The organism is Stenotrophomonas sp. KH_029, from assembly GCF_057839765.1.
On sequence record NZ_CM174498.1, the window covers coordinates 3643849 to 3658856 of the forward strand.

At 67.8% G+C, this 15008-nt stretch carries 16 protein-coding genes; 7 read left to right on the top strand and 9 right to left on the bottom strand.

What is annotated here, in order from left to right:
- Positions 1-872: 872 nt before the first annotated feature.
- Both AC3ITM_RS16280 and AC3ITM_RS16285 read right to left on the bottom strand, forming a co-directional pair.
- Positions 873-2966, bottom strand: a complete 2094-nt coding sequence (locus AC3ITM_RS16280) for a prolyl oligopeptidase family serine peptidase (protein WP_489266505.1) — start codon at positions 2964-2966, stop codon at positions 873-875.
- Positions 2967-3000: 34 nt separating this feature from the next.
- Complete coding sequence (locus AC3ITM_RS16285; protein ID WP_489266506.1) at positions 3001-3348, bottom strand: hypothetical protein; 348 nt, start codon at positions 3346-3348, stop codon at positions 3001-3003.
- 175 nt (positions 3349-3523) lie between these two features.
- On the opposite strand from AC3ITM_RS16285, the gene AC3ITM_RS16290 reads away from it, so the two are divergent.
- The gene (locus AC3ITM_RS16290) at positions 3524-4129 is read left to right on the top strand and encodes a lipocalin family protein (protein WP_489266508.1); all 606 of its coding nucleotides are present in this window, start codon (positions 3524-3526) and stop codon (positions 4127-4129) included.
- Between the two features lie 63 nt (positions 4130-4192).
- On the opposite strand, the gene AC3ITM_RS16295 is transcribed toward AC3ITM_RS16290, so the two are convergent.
- The 5 genes from AC3ITM_RS16295 to AC3ITM_RS16315 all read right to left on the bottom strand — a co-directional run bounded on the left by AC3ITM_RS16295 (position 4193) and on the right by AC3ITM_RS16315 (position 7716).
- Entirely contained in the window at positions 4193-4495 is a 303-nt protein-coding gene (locus AC3ITM_RS16295; RefSeq protein WP_228885326.1) for a HigA family addiction module antitoxin, read from the bottom strand.
- A 9-nt stretch (positions 4496-4504) separates the two neighbouring features.
- On the bottom strand, positions 4505-4783 hold the full coding sequence (locus tag AC3ITM_RS16300; protein WP_489266510.1) for a type II toxin-antitoxin system RelE/ParE family toxin: 279 nt from the start codon (positions 4781-4783) through the stop codon (positions 4505-4507).
- Between the two features lie 191 nt (positions 4784-4974).
- Positions 4975-5664, bottom strand: a complete 690-nt coding sequence (locus tag AC3ITM_RS16305; protein ID WP_489266512.1) for a methionine ABC transporter permease — start codon at positions 5662-5664, stop codon at positions 4975-4977.
- Positions 5661-6668 carry a methionine ABC transporter ATP-binding protein gene (locus tag AC3ITM_RS16310; RefSeq protein ID WP_489270125.1) on the bottom strand — a complete coding sequence of 336 codons (1008 nt, stop codon included), beginning with the start codon at positions 6666-6668 and terminating at the stop codon, positions 5661-5663. The genes AC3ITM_RS16305 and AC3ITM_RS16310 overlap by 4 nt, the downstream gene beginning before the upstream one ends.
- Before the next feature lie 142 nt (positions 6669-6810).
- Positions 6811-7716, bottom strand: coding sequence for a DMT family transporter (locus AC3ITM_RS16315; RefSeq protein ID WP_489266514.1), 906 nt, complete (start codon positions 7714-7716; stop codon positions 6811-6813).
- An 80-nt stretch (positions 7717-7796) separates the two neighbouring features.
- Between AC3ITM_RS16315 and AC3ITM_RS16320 the strand changes: the two genes are divergently transcribed.
- The 3 genes from AC3ITM_RS16320 to AC3ITM_RS16330 all read left to right on the top strand — a co-directional run bounded on the left by AC3ITM_RS16320 (position 7797) and on the right by AC3ITM_RS16330 (position 9810).
- Entirely contained in the window at positions 7797-8279 is a 483-nt protein-coding gene (locus AC3ITM_RS16320) for a YajQ family cyclic di-GMP-binding protein (RefSeq protein WP_489266515.1), read from the top strand.
- A 146-nt stretch (positions 8280-8425) separates the two neighbouring features.
- On the top strand, positions 8426-9019 hold the full coding sequence (locus AC3ITM_RS16325) for a DUF1415 domain-containing protein (RefSeq protein WP_489266517.1): 594 nt from the start codon (positions 8426-8428) through the stop codon (positions 9017-9019).
- Positions 9010-9810, top strand: a complete 801-nt coding sequence (locus AC3ITM_RS16330) for an SDR family oxidoreductase (RefSeq protein ID WP_489266519.1) — start codon at positions 9010-9012, stop codon at positions 9808-9810. The genes AC3ITM_RS16325 and AC3ITM_RS16330 overlap by 10 nt, the downstream gene beginning before the upstream one ends.
- A gap of 143 nt (positions 9811-9953) precedes the next feature.
- Here the strand turns inward: AC3ITM_RS16330 and AC3ITM_RS16335 are convergent, their stop codons facing one another.
- Positions 9954-11987 carry a M3 family metallopeptidase gene (locus tag AC3ITM_RS16335; RefSeq protein ID WP_489266521.1) on the bottom strand — a complete coding sequence of 678 codons (2034 nt, stop codon included), beginning with the start codon at positions 11985-11987 and terminating at the stop codon, positions 9954-9956.
- Positions 11988-12143: 156 nt separating this feature from the next.
- On the opposite strand from AC3ITM_RS16335, the gene AC3ITM_RS16340 reads away from it, so the two are divergent.
- The gene (locus tag AC3ITM_RS16340) at positions 12144-12539 is read left to right on the top strand and encodes a hypothetical protein (RefSeq protein WP_489266523.1); all 396 of its coding nucleotides are present in this window, start codon (positions 12144-12146) and stop codon (positions 12537-12539) included.
- A 36-nt stretch (positions 12540-12575) separates the two neighbouring features.
- Here the strand turns inward: AC3ITM_RS16340 and AC3ITM_RS16345 are convergent, their stop codons facing one another.
- Positions 12576-13688, bottom strand: coding sequence for a PLP-dependent cysteine synthase family protein (locus AC3ITM_RS16345; protein ID WP_228885317.1), 1113 nt, complete (start codon positions 13686-13688; stop codon positions 12576-12578).
- Between the two features lie 148 nt (positions 13689-13836).
- On the opposite strand from AC3ITM_RS16345, the gene gloA reads away from it, so the two are divergent.
- Positions 13837-14364: a lactoylglutathione lyase gene (gene gloA / locus AC3ITM_RS16350; RefSeq protein ID WP_228885316.1), complete on the top strand. Its 528-nt coding sequence runs from the start codon at positions 13837-13839 to the stop codon at positions 14362-14364.
- 180 nt (positions 14365-14544) lie between these two features.
- A complete protein-coding gene (locus AC3ITM_RS16355) occupies positions 14545-14973 on the top strand; it encodes a VOC family protein (RefSeq protein ID WP_489266524.1) in 429 nt (142 codons plus the stop codon).
- Positions 14974-15008 lie beyond the last annotated feature (35 nt).

Consider the following 15008-nt stretch of genomic DNA (forward strand, 5'->3'; position numbering starts at 1 on the left):
GCCGATTTACAGGAAGCCAGCTGCGAACTGCAGCCTCATATCAAAGGCAGTGACCCACGTATGTGCTGATTGGGCTGGCGCGGGTGGGTTGGCGGGACACGCCGTAAACCCCTCCTTGGGGGCTTGGCGAAAACATCCATGTTTTCGACAGTCCCGCCAACCCACCCACGCCAACCCTCCACATATGGCTGGCACGCATGTAAAAGCGTAGGTCCGAGCCACGCTCGGACAGCGCGATGCCGAGACGATGCGTGTCCGACCATGGGTCGGACCTACCTGTGCTGGGGTTGCCAGGACCTGGAGCAACGTCAGACCGCGGTCGGATTGCTGTTGCTGTTGCTGTTGCTGTTGCTGTTGCTGTTGCCCGTGATCTTGATCTACCTCCCCCTTGGAGCGAGCCGAGCATCGCAGCGGCATCGGGGGCGAAGAGGCGCGGGTGTCTGAGCGCAGCGAGTTCCGCGCCGTCCCCCGATGACGCGAGAAGCGCAGGGAACCGGCGGGCGCAGCCCGACGGATCGCGGACGGGGGCGTGTTCTTTGGTTACTTTCTTGCACGAGCAAGAAAGTGACTCGCGCCCCGCAGGGGCACGAAACGCTTTTGAAGTTATCCGCGAAGCGGAAACAGCAACCCCATCCGGCCAGCGGCCGGCACTACCGGTGGAATGCCCCCGCAATGCCACGGCATTTGACCGGCTGTAGCCCCGCACATCGGCGAAGAACCAAAAAAAACGCCGCGCATCGCTGCGCGGCGTTCAAACTGGGGTGCGGCCAACCAGATGCCCCACCACCCGGAGGCGGACCCGAAGCGGGCTTCGGGGTTTCCTGCTGCTACCGGGCCGACAGGCCGTTCCCGCAGCCGGGCACCGCCCGACTTTACCGCAACTGCTCCCACAGGAAGCTGTAAGCCAGCGCCTGCATGTGGGCGGCCTGCGCGTTGTTGGCCGCGCCACCGTGACCGCCTTCAATGTTTTCGTAGTAGGTCACGTCCTTGCCGGCCGCGATCATCTTGGCCGCCATCTTGCGGGCGTGGCCCGGATGCACGCGGTCATCGCGGGTGGACGTGGTGAACAGCACCGGCGGATAGGTCTTGCCCGGATCGAACAGGTGGTACGGCGAGAAGGTCTTGATGAAGTCCCAGTCCGCCGTGTCGGGGTTGCCGTATTCGGCCATCCACGACGCACCGGCCAGCAGATGGCTGTACCGCTTCATGTCCAGCAGCGGCACCTGCACCACCACCGCCCCGAACAGTTCCGGGTATTGGGTGAGCATGTTGCCGGTGAGCAGGCCGCCGTTGCTGCCACCCTGCACGCCCAGGTGCCTGGCCGAAGTGATCTTGCGGCTGACCAGGTCGCGGGCGACCGCGGCCATGTCCTCATACGCCTTGTGCCGGTTCTGCTTCAGCGCAGCCTGGTGCCAGCGCGGGCCATACTCGCCACCGCCGCGGATGTTGGCCACCACGTACACGCCGCCCTGCTCCAGCCACGCACGGCCCATGCCGCCCGAGTACGACGGGGTCAGTGAGATCTCGAAGCCACCGTAGCCGTACAGCAGGGTCGGGTTGGAGCCATCCAGCTTCACCTCCTTGGCGCGCACCACGAAGTACGGCACGCGGGTACCGTCCTTGCTGGTGGCGAAGTGCTGCTCGATCACCTTGCCGCTGGCATCGAAGAACGCCGGCATGGTCTTGAGCACTTCGGGCTGCTTGCCGATCTCGGCGATCGCCAGCGTGGTCGGAGTCAGGTAGTCGGTGACGGTCATCCACAGCGCATCGCTGTCATCGGCATCGACCGCGCCCACCGCCACGGTACCGAACGACGGCGCCCCGGTGAAGTCGCTTTTCTTCCAGCCGCCCTCGCCCGGGGTCAGCACGCTGAGCCGGCTCTTGACGTCATCGAGCACGTTGAGCACCAGGTGGTTCTTGGTCCAGGTGCTGCCGGCCAGCGAGGTGGTCGCGGTCGGCGTGAACAGCACCTGGAAGTCGCGCTTGCCGGCCAGGTAATCGTCCAGCGTGGTCACCAGCAGCGAACCGGCCGCGTAGGTCTTGCCGCCCACGGTCCACGCATCGCGCAGCTCCAGGGTCAGCCACTGCTTGTGCAGGCCCTTCTCGGCCGAGTTCGGCGCATCGATCCTGGTCAGGCTGCCGTCGTCGCCGCGCAGGTACAGCTCGTTGTTGTAGAACGCCAGGGTGCGGCTGACCAGGTTGCGCTCGTAGCCGGGGGTGTCGTCGTGCATCGCCGCGATGTACATGTCATCGGGCTTGCCTTCGTAGACCACGATGGCCGAGGCCATCGGCGTACCGCGCCGCCACAGCTTGGCCACCCGCGGGTAGCCGGAGGTGGTCATCGAACCGTTGCCGAAATCGGTGTAGACAAACACCGTGTCGCGATCGATCCAGTTCAGCCCGCCCTTGGACTCGGGGCGGAAGAAGCCGTCCTTGATCCAGGTCTTGCTGGCCAGGTCGAATTCGCGGGTGACGTCGGCATCGGCACCACCGCGCGACAGCGCCACCAGGCAGCGCGAATAGTCCGGGCGCAGGCAGTCGGCGCCATGCCATACCCAGTTCTCGCCTTCGGCCTTGTTCAAGGCATCCAGGTCCAGCACGGTTTCCCAGGTCGGCGACGCCTTGCGGTACTCGGCCAGCGTGGTGCGCCGCCACAGGCCGCGCTCGTGCTGCTTGTCCTTCCAGAAGTTGTAGTAGTAGTCGCCGATCTTCTGCACGCCGGGAATCTTGGCGTCCGAATCGAGCACTTCGCGCAGGCTGGCTTCCAGCTTCTGGAACGCCGGGCTCTGCGCCAGGCGTCCTTCGGACTTTGCATTCTGCTGCCTGACCCAGTCCAGCGACTTCTCGCCGGTGACGTCTTCCAGCCAGGCGTAGGGATCGGCAGGCGTTTCAGCGGCCATGGCGGTACCCGCTGCCGAGGCGGAAATCAGGCCTGCCACCAGGCAGGCCGAAGCAAGAGAGGACATTGCAGCTCCAGGCGATCATAAGCCCCGGACGCTATCACACAGGCTGCCCCGCGCTCCCGTGTCGAAGGTCAGGGCGCAACGCGCGCGGCTGGGCGCGGCGGCGGCGCCGTGCCTGCGGGCCGCGCCGCGATCGCGCCGCGCGCTGCAGCAACCCCGGCGGCAGGCGGAAGCGGTACAGGCTCCACCACGCCAGCCACGGCATGCCGACCAGCCACAACGGCCCCCACCCCAACCACTGGCTGCTGCCGCGCGCGGCCGGCCACACCAGTACCAGCGCCAGCCCGGCCAGGGCGAGCTGGCGGACCGCGCGCAGCACCCGCGGGTCCGGTGCGGTGACGGCGCGCTGTGAAGACCGGGTATGACGCGAAGACGACAAGGGCATGACACGACTCCGTGCGAAAGTGATGGGCCAGCTTGCCGCCCCGGCATCTCACAGGCTGCGACCTGTCCCGGCCGCCGCCCCGGAGGCCGCATGGCGGCCCATCTGCACGCCGCCATTGACGTTCTCCGCCGTCCCACCCACCATGCCCCTGCAAGCCACTGGAGCCTTCCGCCGCATGTCTGTGAACCGCCCGCTTCGCGCTGTCCTGCTGCTGTCGACGTTGTCGCTGCTGTCCGCCTGTGCGTTCCGCCACGAGGCCAAGCCGACACCGGCGCCGGTGGCCACGCAGGTGGGCGGCGCGCCGATCGACCTGCAACGCTTCATGGGCACCTGGTATGTGATCGGCCGGGTTCCCAACCCAATCGAACGCGGCCATGTCGCCAGCGTCAACGAGTTCAGCCTGCGCGGCGACCAGAAGGTGTCCATCAACTACCGCTACCGCAACGGGTTCTCCGAACCGCTGCAGCAGCTCACCGTGCGCGCCTCGGTCGATGCCGACAGCGGCAACCACAACTGGCGCACCTGGTTCTACAAGATCGTGCCGACCCACACCCGCGTACTGGAAGTGGCGCCGGACTATTCCTGGGCGATGCTGGGCTACCCGGGCCGCGAAATGGCCTGGATCTTCGCGCGCAAGCCGGACATGGACAAGGACCTGTACAAGGAACTGGCCACCCGCCTGCGCGACGACTACGGGGTCAATACCGACAAGCTCAAGCGCGTCCCGCAGCACCCCGAGCAGGTCGACCGGCTGGGCTACGAGGTTCCGAACGTCCGCTGATCCGGGCGGGGGCAGTGCCGGCCTCGGGCGTCAGCTCGCCAGCCGCTGACGGGCGCGCAGCGATCAGGCAGCCTGACGCGGGCGTACGTTGCTTTCTATTTCCTGCCGGGTCGGCAGCGTCTTGAGGTCGTACTGCGCCTGCAGGGCCAGCCACGACGCCGGGTCGCCGCCAAAATGGCGTGCCAGGCGCGCGGCGGTGTCGGCGGTGATGCCGCGGGTTTCATGCACGATCGCGTGCAACCGTGTGGCCGGCACGTCCAGTGCCCGCGCCAGCGCGTTGATGCTCAGCGCCAACGGCAGCAGGAATTCCTCGCGCAGGATCTCGCCAGGATGAATGGCCCTGAGTTTGTTGGTGGGGCGGCTCATGGGAATGCCTCAGTGGTAATCAACGATCTCAACCTCACGCGGGCCTGCATCGGTCCAGACAAAACACAGCCGCCATTGGGCGTTGATGCGGATGCTGTACTGCCCTCGCCGGTCACCGCTCAGCGCCTCAAGGCGGTTGCCCGGCGGACTGCGCAGGAATGCCAGAGTCTGCGCGGCATCCAGCAGCTGCAGCTTTCGCTCTGCCAACCGTTGGATGCCGCGGAACTGCCTGGGGCAGCGGCCGGCGAACACGGCGGACGTATGGCGGCAGCGGAAGGACTGGATCATTCCGTGCAGCGTATTACGCTAAACGGAATATAGCACAGACGCCGGTCACGCAATGCAGCGCGGCCCGACAGGCTCCTCAATCGATTCGTCGCGCACGATAGGAGCGGTCGAAGCTGGCCGACCACCAACGCCGTGCTTCACATGCGATTACCGTGCCACCGTACCGACCAGCGGTCGGTACGGTGGCACGGTCATTTGCGGCTGTAGTGCGCCACCAGCCGGTCGCCCAGCATCTGCAGCAGCTGCACCAGCACCAGCAGCAGCACCACGGTGACCAGCGCCACGTCGGTATGCGAACGCTGGTAGCCGTCGCGGAAGGCCAGGTCGCCCAGCCCGCCCGAACCGATCGCACCGCCCATGGCGGTGAAGCCGATCAGGGCGATCACGGTGACCGTGGCGCCGGCGATCAGGCCCGGGCGCGCCTCGGGCAACAGCACGCGGGTGACCAACTGCCAGGTGGTGGCACCCATCGCCTGGGTCGCCTCGATCACGCCGCGGTCCACTTCGCGCAACGCAGTTTCCACCAGCCGGGCGTAGAACGGTGCGGCGCCGATCACCAGCGGTACGATCGCCCCGCGCACGCCCAGCGAGGTGCCCATCATCCACAACGTGAGCGGGATCAGCACGATCATCAGGATGATGAAGGGCACCGAACGCAACAGGTTGACCAGCAGCGCCAGTGCGCCATACAGCACCGGCTTGCGGTGCAGCTGCGGCGAACCGGTCAGGAACAGCAGCACGCCCAGCGGCAGGCCGATGGCCAGGGTCAACGGCAGCGAGCCGCCGAGCATCAGCAGGGTGTCGACGGTGGCCTGGCCGATATCGGCCCATTTGCCTGCGTCCAGATGGCGGAAGAAGCCGCCTGCGGTGGCCAGCATCATCGGCGCAGCTCCTGGAGGTGGACGCCGGCGGCGACGAAACCGGCCTGCGCGGCCTGCACGTCGCCACCGACCAGCGACACGGTCAGCTGGCCATAGGGGGTGTCCTTGATCCGGTCGATGCGGCCGGACAGGATGTTGTAGTCCACCCCGGTTTCGCGCGCGATGCGTCCCAGCAGCGGTTCGTAGGTATCGGCGCCGAGGAAGGTCAGGCGCACGATGCGCCCGGCCACCGCGTCGAAGTCCTTGTGCAGCTCGCCCTCGTCGACCTGTTCGGACTCGCTGACAAAGCGCCGCGTGGTCGGGTGCCGCGGATGCAGGAACACTTCGGTGACCGGGCCGGTCTCGACCAGATGGCCGGCGTCGAGCACCGCCACGCGATCGCAGACCCGGCGGATCACATCCATTTCGTGAGTGATCAACACCACGGTCAGGCCCAGCTCGCGGTTGATCCTGCCCAGCAGCTGGAGCACCGAGGCGGTGGTCTGCGGGTCCAGCGCGCTGGTGGCTTCGTCGCACAGCAGGATCTGCGGGCGCGTGGCCAGGGCGCGGGCGATGCCGACGCGCTGCTTCTGGCCACCGGACAACTGCGCCGGGTACTTGGACGCATGCGCCTCCAGCCCGACCGTATGCAGCAGTTCGTCCACCCGCGCATCGACCTGCGCGCGCGGCGTGCCGGCCAGCTCCAGCGGGAAGGCGACATTGGCCGCCACCGTGCGCGAGGACAGCAGGTTGAAGTGCTGGAAGATCATGCCGATCTTCCGGCGCAGCACCCGCAGGCCGGCCGCATCCAGCGCGGTGACGTCCTCGCCGTTGATCAGCAGGCGCCCGCCGGTGGGCTCTTCGAGCCGGTTGATCAGGCGGATCAGGGTCGATTTGCCTGCGCCGGAATGGCCGATGATGCCGAATACCTCGCCGGCCTCGATGGTCAGGTCCAACGGCTGCAGCGCGGCGATCGCGCGGCCGCCGACGGCATAGGATTTGTGCAGGCGCTGGAACTCGATCACTTCGCGGTCAACCGGGGCATCGACGGGAGGGGGCGTGCAGCCTACCAGCGCGGGACGGCCCTGGCCCGTGCGGCTGCGTGGAATCATATTCCGTTTGGTTCTAAGAACATGTGATCCGGGCCGGCCGGCGGACCGCCCGGGCTCAGGGATGGTCCAGCGGCGCCGGCGGCTGGACCTGGCGGACCCGCTCGCGGTGCAGCAGATACAGACCGGAAGCGACGATGATCGCCGCCCCCAGCCAGGTCACCTGGTCGGGCAATACCCCCCAGAACAACAGATCCCAGCCAATCACCCAGACCAGCCCGGTGTACTCCAGCGGCGCGATCAGCGAGGCCTCGCCGAGCTGGAAGGCGCGGGTCAGGGCCACCTGCCCGCCGGCCCCGGCCAGGCCCATGCCGGCGATCAGCGCCGCGTGGCCCGGCTGCAGCGGCTGCCAGTCGGGAATGGCCAACAGGCCGGCGCCGACCGCCATGATCACCATGATCACCAGGAACCAGACCACCATCGATTGCGGGGTGTCGGTGCGGGTCAGCATGCTGACCGTGATCGCGGCCACTGCGTAGGCGGTGGCCGCCAGCAGCACCATCAGCCCCGGGACCGAGATGAAGCCGCCCACGCCCGGGCGCAGTACCACCATCACCCCGACCAGGCCGATGCCGATGGCGATCCAGCGGCGCGGGCCGACATGCTCGCCCAGCAACGGCACCGACAGCGCCGCGATCAGCAGCGGGGCCACGAAATAGATGGTGTAGGCGGTGGACAGCGGCAGGCTGCGCAGCGCGTAGACGAAGCAGCCGATCATCGCCATGCCAAGCACGCCGCGCAGCAGGTGCAGGCCCCAACGCTTGGGCACCAGCGAGCGCGGCCCGGCGGTGGCCAGCACCCAGACCAGCACGAACGGCAGCGACGCCGCGCCGCGCAGGAAGGTCACCTGCAGGGTGGGATAGCTGGCCGAGAGCTGCTTCATGCCCGCGTCCATCAGCGAGAAACAGGCCACGGCCATCAGCATCCAGGCCACGGCGCGGGAGGGGGAGCGTTGCAGATTCATGCCCCATTATCGCCGTCCTGACCCGGCCGTCCATGCAGGGTTGGTTAGAATGTCGGCATTCACCCGTTGGAGTTCCGCCCATGCCCTCTTTTGACGTCGTTTCCGAAGTCGATACCCACGAACTGACCAACGCGGTCGACCAGGCCAACCGCGAGCTGTCCACCCGCTTCGACTTCAAGGGCGTGGACGCCAAGTTCGTGCTGGAAGACAGCGTGATCAGCCAGTCGGCCCCCAGCGACTTCCAGCTGCAGCAGATGACCGACATCCTGCGCCAGCGCCTGACCGCGCGGAAGATCGACGCGGCGTGCCTGGAATTTGGCGACATCGAAACCAACCTGGCCGGCGCGCGGCAGAAGATCACCGTCAAGCAGGGCATCGAACAGAAGGTCGCCAAGAAGATCGCCGCGAAAATCAAGGAAGCCAAGCTCAAGGTCGACAGCCAGATCAACGGCGACAAGCTGCGGGTGACCGGCAAGAAGCGCGATGACCTGCAGGATGCGATGGCCCTGCTGAGGAAGGAGACGTTCGAGGTTCCACTGCAGTTCGACAATTTCCGCGATTGACCGGCACGGCTGGCAGCGACAGGGGCCGGCACCGCGCGCCGCCCTGGCAAGCCCTGGCAGCCCCTGGCCGGCCTCGCCAGGGCCACCACGCGCTGCAACCGGCCTGCGCCGTACAATCGCCTGCCCAGCCCGCGATGCCGCCCGCCATGAATGATGCCTCCCTGTCCAATGACGCCGCCCCGGACGGCAGCGACCCGATCGCCGAAACCCGCAAGTGGCTGGAGCAGATCGTGATCGGGCTGAACCTGTGCCCGTTCGCCAAGGCGGTCTATGTCAAGGACCAGGTGCGTTTCGTGCTCAGCGATGCCACCACCGCCGAGGCCCTGGTCGAAGAGCTGGCCGAGGAGCTGGTGCTGCTGCGCGATACCCCGGCCGAGCAGATCGACACCACCTTGATCGTGCATCCGCAGGTGCTGACCGATTTCCTGGATTACAACGATTTCCTCGACAACGCCGATGCGGCGATCGAAGCACTGGACCTGCAGGGCATCCTGCAGGTGGCCAGCTTCCACCCGCAGTACCAGTTCGAAGGGACCGCGCCGGACGATGTCAGCAACTACACCAACCGCGCGCCCTACCCGACCCTGCACCTGCTGCGCGAAGACAGCGTCGAACGCGCGGTGGCCGCCTTCCCGGACCCGGACGTGATCGTCGAGCGCAACATCGAGACCCTGGACAAGCTGGGCGTGGAAGGCTGGACGCGGCTGCTGGGGCGCAAGGACACCCCGCGGTGCCACTGACCCCGGCCATCGCCGAGTGGGCCGGCCAGCCGCTGCGTGACCGGGTGGTGATCGTCACCGGTGGCGCGCAGGGCGTGGGCCGCGGCATCGCCCAGGCGGTGCTGGGCGCCGGCGGCAGCGTGATGATCGCCGACCTGGACGCCGTGGCCGGCAAGGCCTGCCTGCAGGAATGGGCGCTGCCCGAGCGCGCCGCGTTCCAGCGCACCGACGTGGCCAGCGAGCGCAGCGTGCAGGCGTTGCTCAAGGCCACGCTGAAACGCTTCGGCCACCTCCACGGGCTGGTCAACAACGCCGGCCTCGCCAGCGCCCACGGCACCCCGTTGTCGCAGATGACGCTGGCCGAATGGCAGCGCCGGCTATCCAGCCTGCACGGCGCCTTCCTGTGCAGCAAGCACGCGCTGCCGGCACTGCGTGAGCAGGCCGGTGCGATCGTCAATATCGCCTCCACCCGCGCCTGGCAGTCCGAGCCCGACAGCGAGGCCTATGCCGCCGCCAAGGGCGGCCTGGTGGCCTTCACCCATGCCCTGGCGCTCAGCGAAGGGCCGCAGGTGCGGGTCAACAGCATCAGCCCGGGCTGGATCGCCACCGATGCCTGGCAGGCACCGGCGCGACGGCGCACCCCGAAACTCTCGCGCCGCGACCATGCGCAGCATCCGGTTGGCCGGGTCGGGCAGCCGGAAGACATCGGCGCGCTGGCGGTATTCCTGCTCTCGGACCTGTCCGGCTTCATCACCGGCCAGGACCACATCGCCGATGGCGGCATGACCCGGAAGATGATCTACGCCGATTAGGTGTGCGTACCGACCAACGGTCGGTACCTACCGCGGTAGGAATCGACCGTTGGTCGATTCGCGCACCGGTCAATCACATGGGGATGCCAACGACGGTAGGTACCGACCGTTGGTCGGTACGCGTCGGCACCACCCGGGCGGGATTACGCCATGCCGTTATGGCGCAGCAGCGCATCCACCTTCGGTGCACGCCCACGGAAGGCGGCGAAGTTTTCTGCGGCACTGCGGCTGCCACCACGCGACAGCACTTCCTCGCGGAACCGCCGGCCGGTCTGCGCCACCTGCCCCGGCGCTTCCTCGAAGGCGGCATAGGCATCGGCGCTGAGCACTTCGGCCCACTTGTAGCTGTAGTAGCCCGCCGCGTAACCGCCGGCGAAGATATGGCTGAACTGGTGCGGGAACCGGTTCCAGGCCGGCGGCCGATTGACCGCCACTTCGTCGCGGACGCGCTCAAGCAGGGCCAGCACGTTGTCCTGCTGCGGGTCGAACCCGCTGTGCAGCTGCATGTCGAACAACGCGAACTCCAGCTGGCGCACGGTGAACATGCCGCTCTGGAAATTGCGCGCGGCCAGCATGCGCTCGAACAACGCGCGCGGCAGCGGCGCGCCGCTGTCCACGTGCGCGGTCATCGCCTGCACACGCTCCCATTCCCAGCAGAAGTTCTCCATGAACTGGCTCGGCAACTCCACCGCATCCCACTCCACCCCGTTGATGCCGGCCACGCCCAGCTCGCCGATGCCGGTCAACAGCTGGTGCAGGCCGTGGCCCATTTCATGGAACAGCGTGGTGACCTCATCGTGGCTGAAGGTGGCCGGCTTGCCGGCAGCGCCCTGGCCGAAGTTGCAGACCAGGTACACCAGCGGCGTCTGCACGCCGGCGGCGGTATCGCGGCGGTTGCGGCAATCGTCCATCCACGCCCCGCCACGCTTGCCTTCGCGTGCGTACAGGTCCAGGTAGAACTGGCCGACCAGCGCGCCCTGCGCATCGACCAGGCGGAAGAAGCGCACGTCCGGATGCCAGACCGGCGCATCGTCCGGCTGCACCTGCAGCCCGTACAGCGCGTCGATCACGCCGAACAGGCCTTCCAGCACCTTCGGCTCGGTGAAGTACTGCTTCACCTCCTGCTCGGAATAGCTGTAGCGCGCCTGCTTGAGCTTCTCGCTGGCATAGGCCAGGTCCCAGGCTTCCAGTGCGTCCAGGCCCAGCTGGTCACGCGCGAACGCCTCCAGTTCGGCACGGTCGCGCTGCGCGTACGGCTTGGCGCGGGCGGCCAGATCGCGCAGGAAGCCCTGCACCTGGGCGGCGTCTTCGGCCATCTTGGTGGCGATCGAATAGGCGGCGTAGTCGGCAAAACCCAACAGCGCGGCCAGCTCGGCACGCAACGCCAGCACGCGGTCGATGTTGGCGCTGTTGTCCAGCGCGGCATCGCCGAACTCCGAGGCGCGCAGCGCGTTGGCGCGGTACAGCGCCTCGCGCAGCGGGCGGTGCGCGGCGTAGGTCTGCACCGGCAGGTAGCACGGCATCTGCAGGGTCAGCTTCCAGCCCGGCAGGCCGTCTTTTTCCGCGGCGGCGCGTGCGGCGGCGACCACATCGTCGGGCAGCCCGGCCAGTTCGGCAGCATCGTCAACCTGCAACGACCAGGCGTCGGTGGCATCGAGCACGTTCTGCGAAAACCGCGCCGACAGCGCTGACAGCGCTTCCTTGATCGCACCGAAGCGGGCCTTGCCGGCCGCGTCCAGTTCGGCCCCGCCCAGCCGGAAATCGCGCAGGGCGTTGTCCAGCACCTTGCGCCGGGGCGCGTCGTAGCGGGCCGCTTCGGGCGCGGCGGCCAGCGCGCGGTACTGCTGGAACAGTGCCAGGTTCTGGCCCAGCGCACTGCCGAAGCGGGTCACCTTGGGCAGGTTGGCGTTGTAGGCCTCGCGCAGGGCCGGGGTATTGACCACGGCCTGCAGGTGGCCCACCTGGCCCCAGGCGCGCCACAGCCGTTCGGTGGCGTCATCCAGCGGTTCGACGAAGCTGGCCCAGGTGACCGGGCTGACCGTCTCGGCGGCCCGCACGGCAGCCTCGGCCTGGGCCAGCAGGGCGTCGATCGCCGGGCCGATGTGCTCGGGCTGGATCGCGTCGAAACGGGGCAGGCCGGAAAAATCCAGCAGGGGGTTGATGGGGGTCACAGGCATCTCCAGACAACGGGCCGCGGCCGCGGCATTGCCCACGATATGGCATTGCAGCGGACCCGGCACAAGGCCTGCGCCGGCCACATCCGGCGATGTTCACGCGCGGCTGACGGCAGCCGGCCGAGGCTGGAGCCCCCACGGTGGTATCCCGGAGCAGTCATGGACGATCTCACCCACGCCCTGCCTGCGTTCGCGTTGATCGGTACCGCCAGCGGCGCCGAACTGGACTGGATCGCCGCACTGGGCCCGGCGGAGGAACAGCCCCGCCACCGCGCGGCCCTGCAGCAGCTGGTCGGCCCCCAGCAGGGACGCCTGCACGAGGACCAGCTCTGGTACCCCTACGAGGTGATCGAACGTGGCGCAGCGCACTGCGAACCCGGCCATGAGCGCGAGTTTGTGCTGTGCACGCTGCTGACCGTGCTGGCGGTCAGTGCCGGGCGCCGGGTCGGCGTCGACCTGACGCTGCAGTTCGACGACCACGCCGCCGCCTACGAGGCGCTGCCGCCGGTACTGCGCGATACCGTCCTGGATGCCTACGAGGCGGTCGCCGCGTAGCGCCGACCCATGGGCGGGCTACCTCCCGGCCTGCCCTCAATACATCGCTTCGAGCGATACGCACGGCAACGCCGGCAGGCCCTGCCCGGCCACCGCGGCGGCGATCAGCGCATCGGCCTGTTCGGTGTCGATGCCCTGCTGCCGGTACCAGTCCGGGTTGTAGTAGCTGTGCGCATAGCGCTCGCCGCTGTCGCACAGGATGGTCACGATCGAGCCGCTGCGGCCGGCCTGGCGCATCCGTTCGGCCGCCTGCAGCACGCCGATGAAGTTGGTGCCGGTTGAACCGCCGACCCGGCGCCCGAGCTGGCGGCTGACGTGGCGCATCGCCGCCAGGCTGAGCGCATCGGGCACCTTGACCATCGCATCGACACTGGTCGGGATGAAACTGGATTCCACCCGCGGCCGGCCGATGCCTTCCACCCGCGAACCACCACTGCAGGTCAGCTCGCGCCATGGCTGCCCGGCCAATGCCGCGCAGTAACCGTCGTAGAACACCGACACTTCCGGGTCCGCGCACAGGATGCGGGTGTCGTGGCGGCGGTAGCTGACATAGCGGCCCAGGGTGGCGGCGGTGCCGCCGGTGCCCGGGCTGCACACGATCCACTCCGGCACCGGGTGCGGCTCTTCGGCCATCTGTTTGAAGATCGACTCGGCGATGTTGTTGTTGGCGCGCCAGTCGGTGGCCCGCTCGGCGTAGGTGAACTGGTCCATGAAGTGGCCGCCGGTTTCCCGGGCCAGCTTCTCCGAGTCGCAGTTCAGGTCGCAGGCGCGCTCGACCAGATGGCAGCGCCCGCCGTGGAACTCGATCGCGGCGATCTTTTCCGGCGAGGTGGTGGCCGGCATCACCGCGATGAACGGCAGCCCGAGCAGGCGCGCGAAGTAGGCCTCGGACACCGCCGTGGAGCCGCTGGAAGCCTCGATCACCGGGCGCCCCTCGCGCAGCCAGCCATTGGCCAGCGCGTACAGGAACAGCGAGCGCGCCAACCGGTGCTTGAGGCTGCCGGTGGGGTGGCTGGATTCGTCCTTGAAGTACAGGTCGATGCCGGCGTGTCCGGGCAGGTCCATCGGGATCAGATGGGTGTCGGCCGAGCGGTTGAAATCGGCTTCGATCTTGCGGATGGCGGCGGCCACCCAGTCACGCTGCGACATGGCGAAGAGATTTCTATTGAATGCGTCATTCTACGTCGCATCCGGCACGTAAACAGCCCGTACCTGACCGGTCCACGGGTGTCCGGCAGACGGGCCCGGGCATAAGATGGTGCATCCGCCGTGCGCGTACGGCCCCACAGGATCCCCCATGTCCCTTGCCACCCTGCAGTCCCAGCCGGGCGTTGCCGCCCAGCCGCCAGCGGAAACCGCCGGTTTCGTGTTCAACCACACCATGCTGCGCGTGAAGGATGCCGCGGCCTCGCTGGATTTCTACACCCGCGTGCTCGGCTTCCGCCTGATCGACCAGCGCGACTTCGCCGATGCCCAATTCAGCCTGTACTTCCTGGCCCTGTTGCCGGCCAACACGCAGATTCCGCAGGGCGACGACGCCCGCCGGGTGTGGATGGCCGGCATCCCCGGCGTGCTGGAACTGACCCACAACCACGGCACCGAAACCCGGGACGGGGCGGTGTACCACGATGGCAACAGCGACCCGCGCGGCTTCGGCCATATCTGCGTGTCGGTGCCGGACATCCAGGCCGCCTGCGCCCGTTTCGACGCCCTGCAGGTGCCCTACCAGAAGCGCCTGGAAGAGGGCCGCATGAAGCACCTGGCCTTCATCAAGGATCCGGACGGTTACTGGGTGGAAATCATCTCCAACACCCCGATCGCCTGATCCCACCGCGTGCCCGCCTGCCCAATCGGGCGGGCACCGGTAGGTACCGACCGTTGGTCGGTACGCCTGAAGACCGTTGGTCGGTACGCCAGGACCCGGTCAGCAACGTGCACACTACGCCAATGCCGCCGCCTCGTTCCGGTGGTATATCTGCGCACCTGCCCAACCTGTGGAGTGCGTATGGAAACCATGGAACTGCATCGCGGCCGCCTGATCGACCACCTGCAACTGGTGGTCAAGGATCTGCCCGCCAGCCGCCGGTTCTACCAGGCAGTGTTCGACACCATCGGCATCCCGATCGCCGGCGAGGGCGACGACTATTTCTGGGCCGATGAACTGTTCGTTTCCACCGCCGACAGCGAAGCGGCGCTGGGCCAGCTCACCGGCCGCCACCACCTGGCCTTCCAGGCCCGCGACCGCGCCACCGTGGATGCCTTCCACCAGGCCGCGCTGGCCAACGGTGGCAAGGACAACGGCGCACCCGGCGAGCGCGTCTACCACCCGGGCTATTACGCCGCGTTCGCGATCGACCCGGATGGCAACAACATCGAAGTGGTCTACCACGGCCCGGCGACCTACAGCGCCGATTCGGTGAAGGTCAGCTTCTAGGCAACGCCCGGCCAATGGCATGGCCGGCGCGTTGC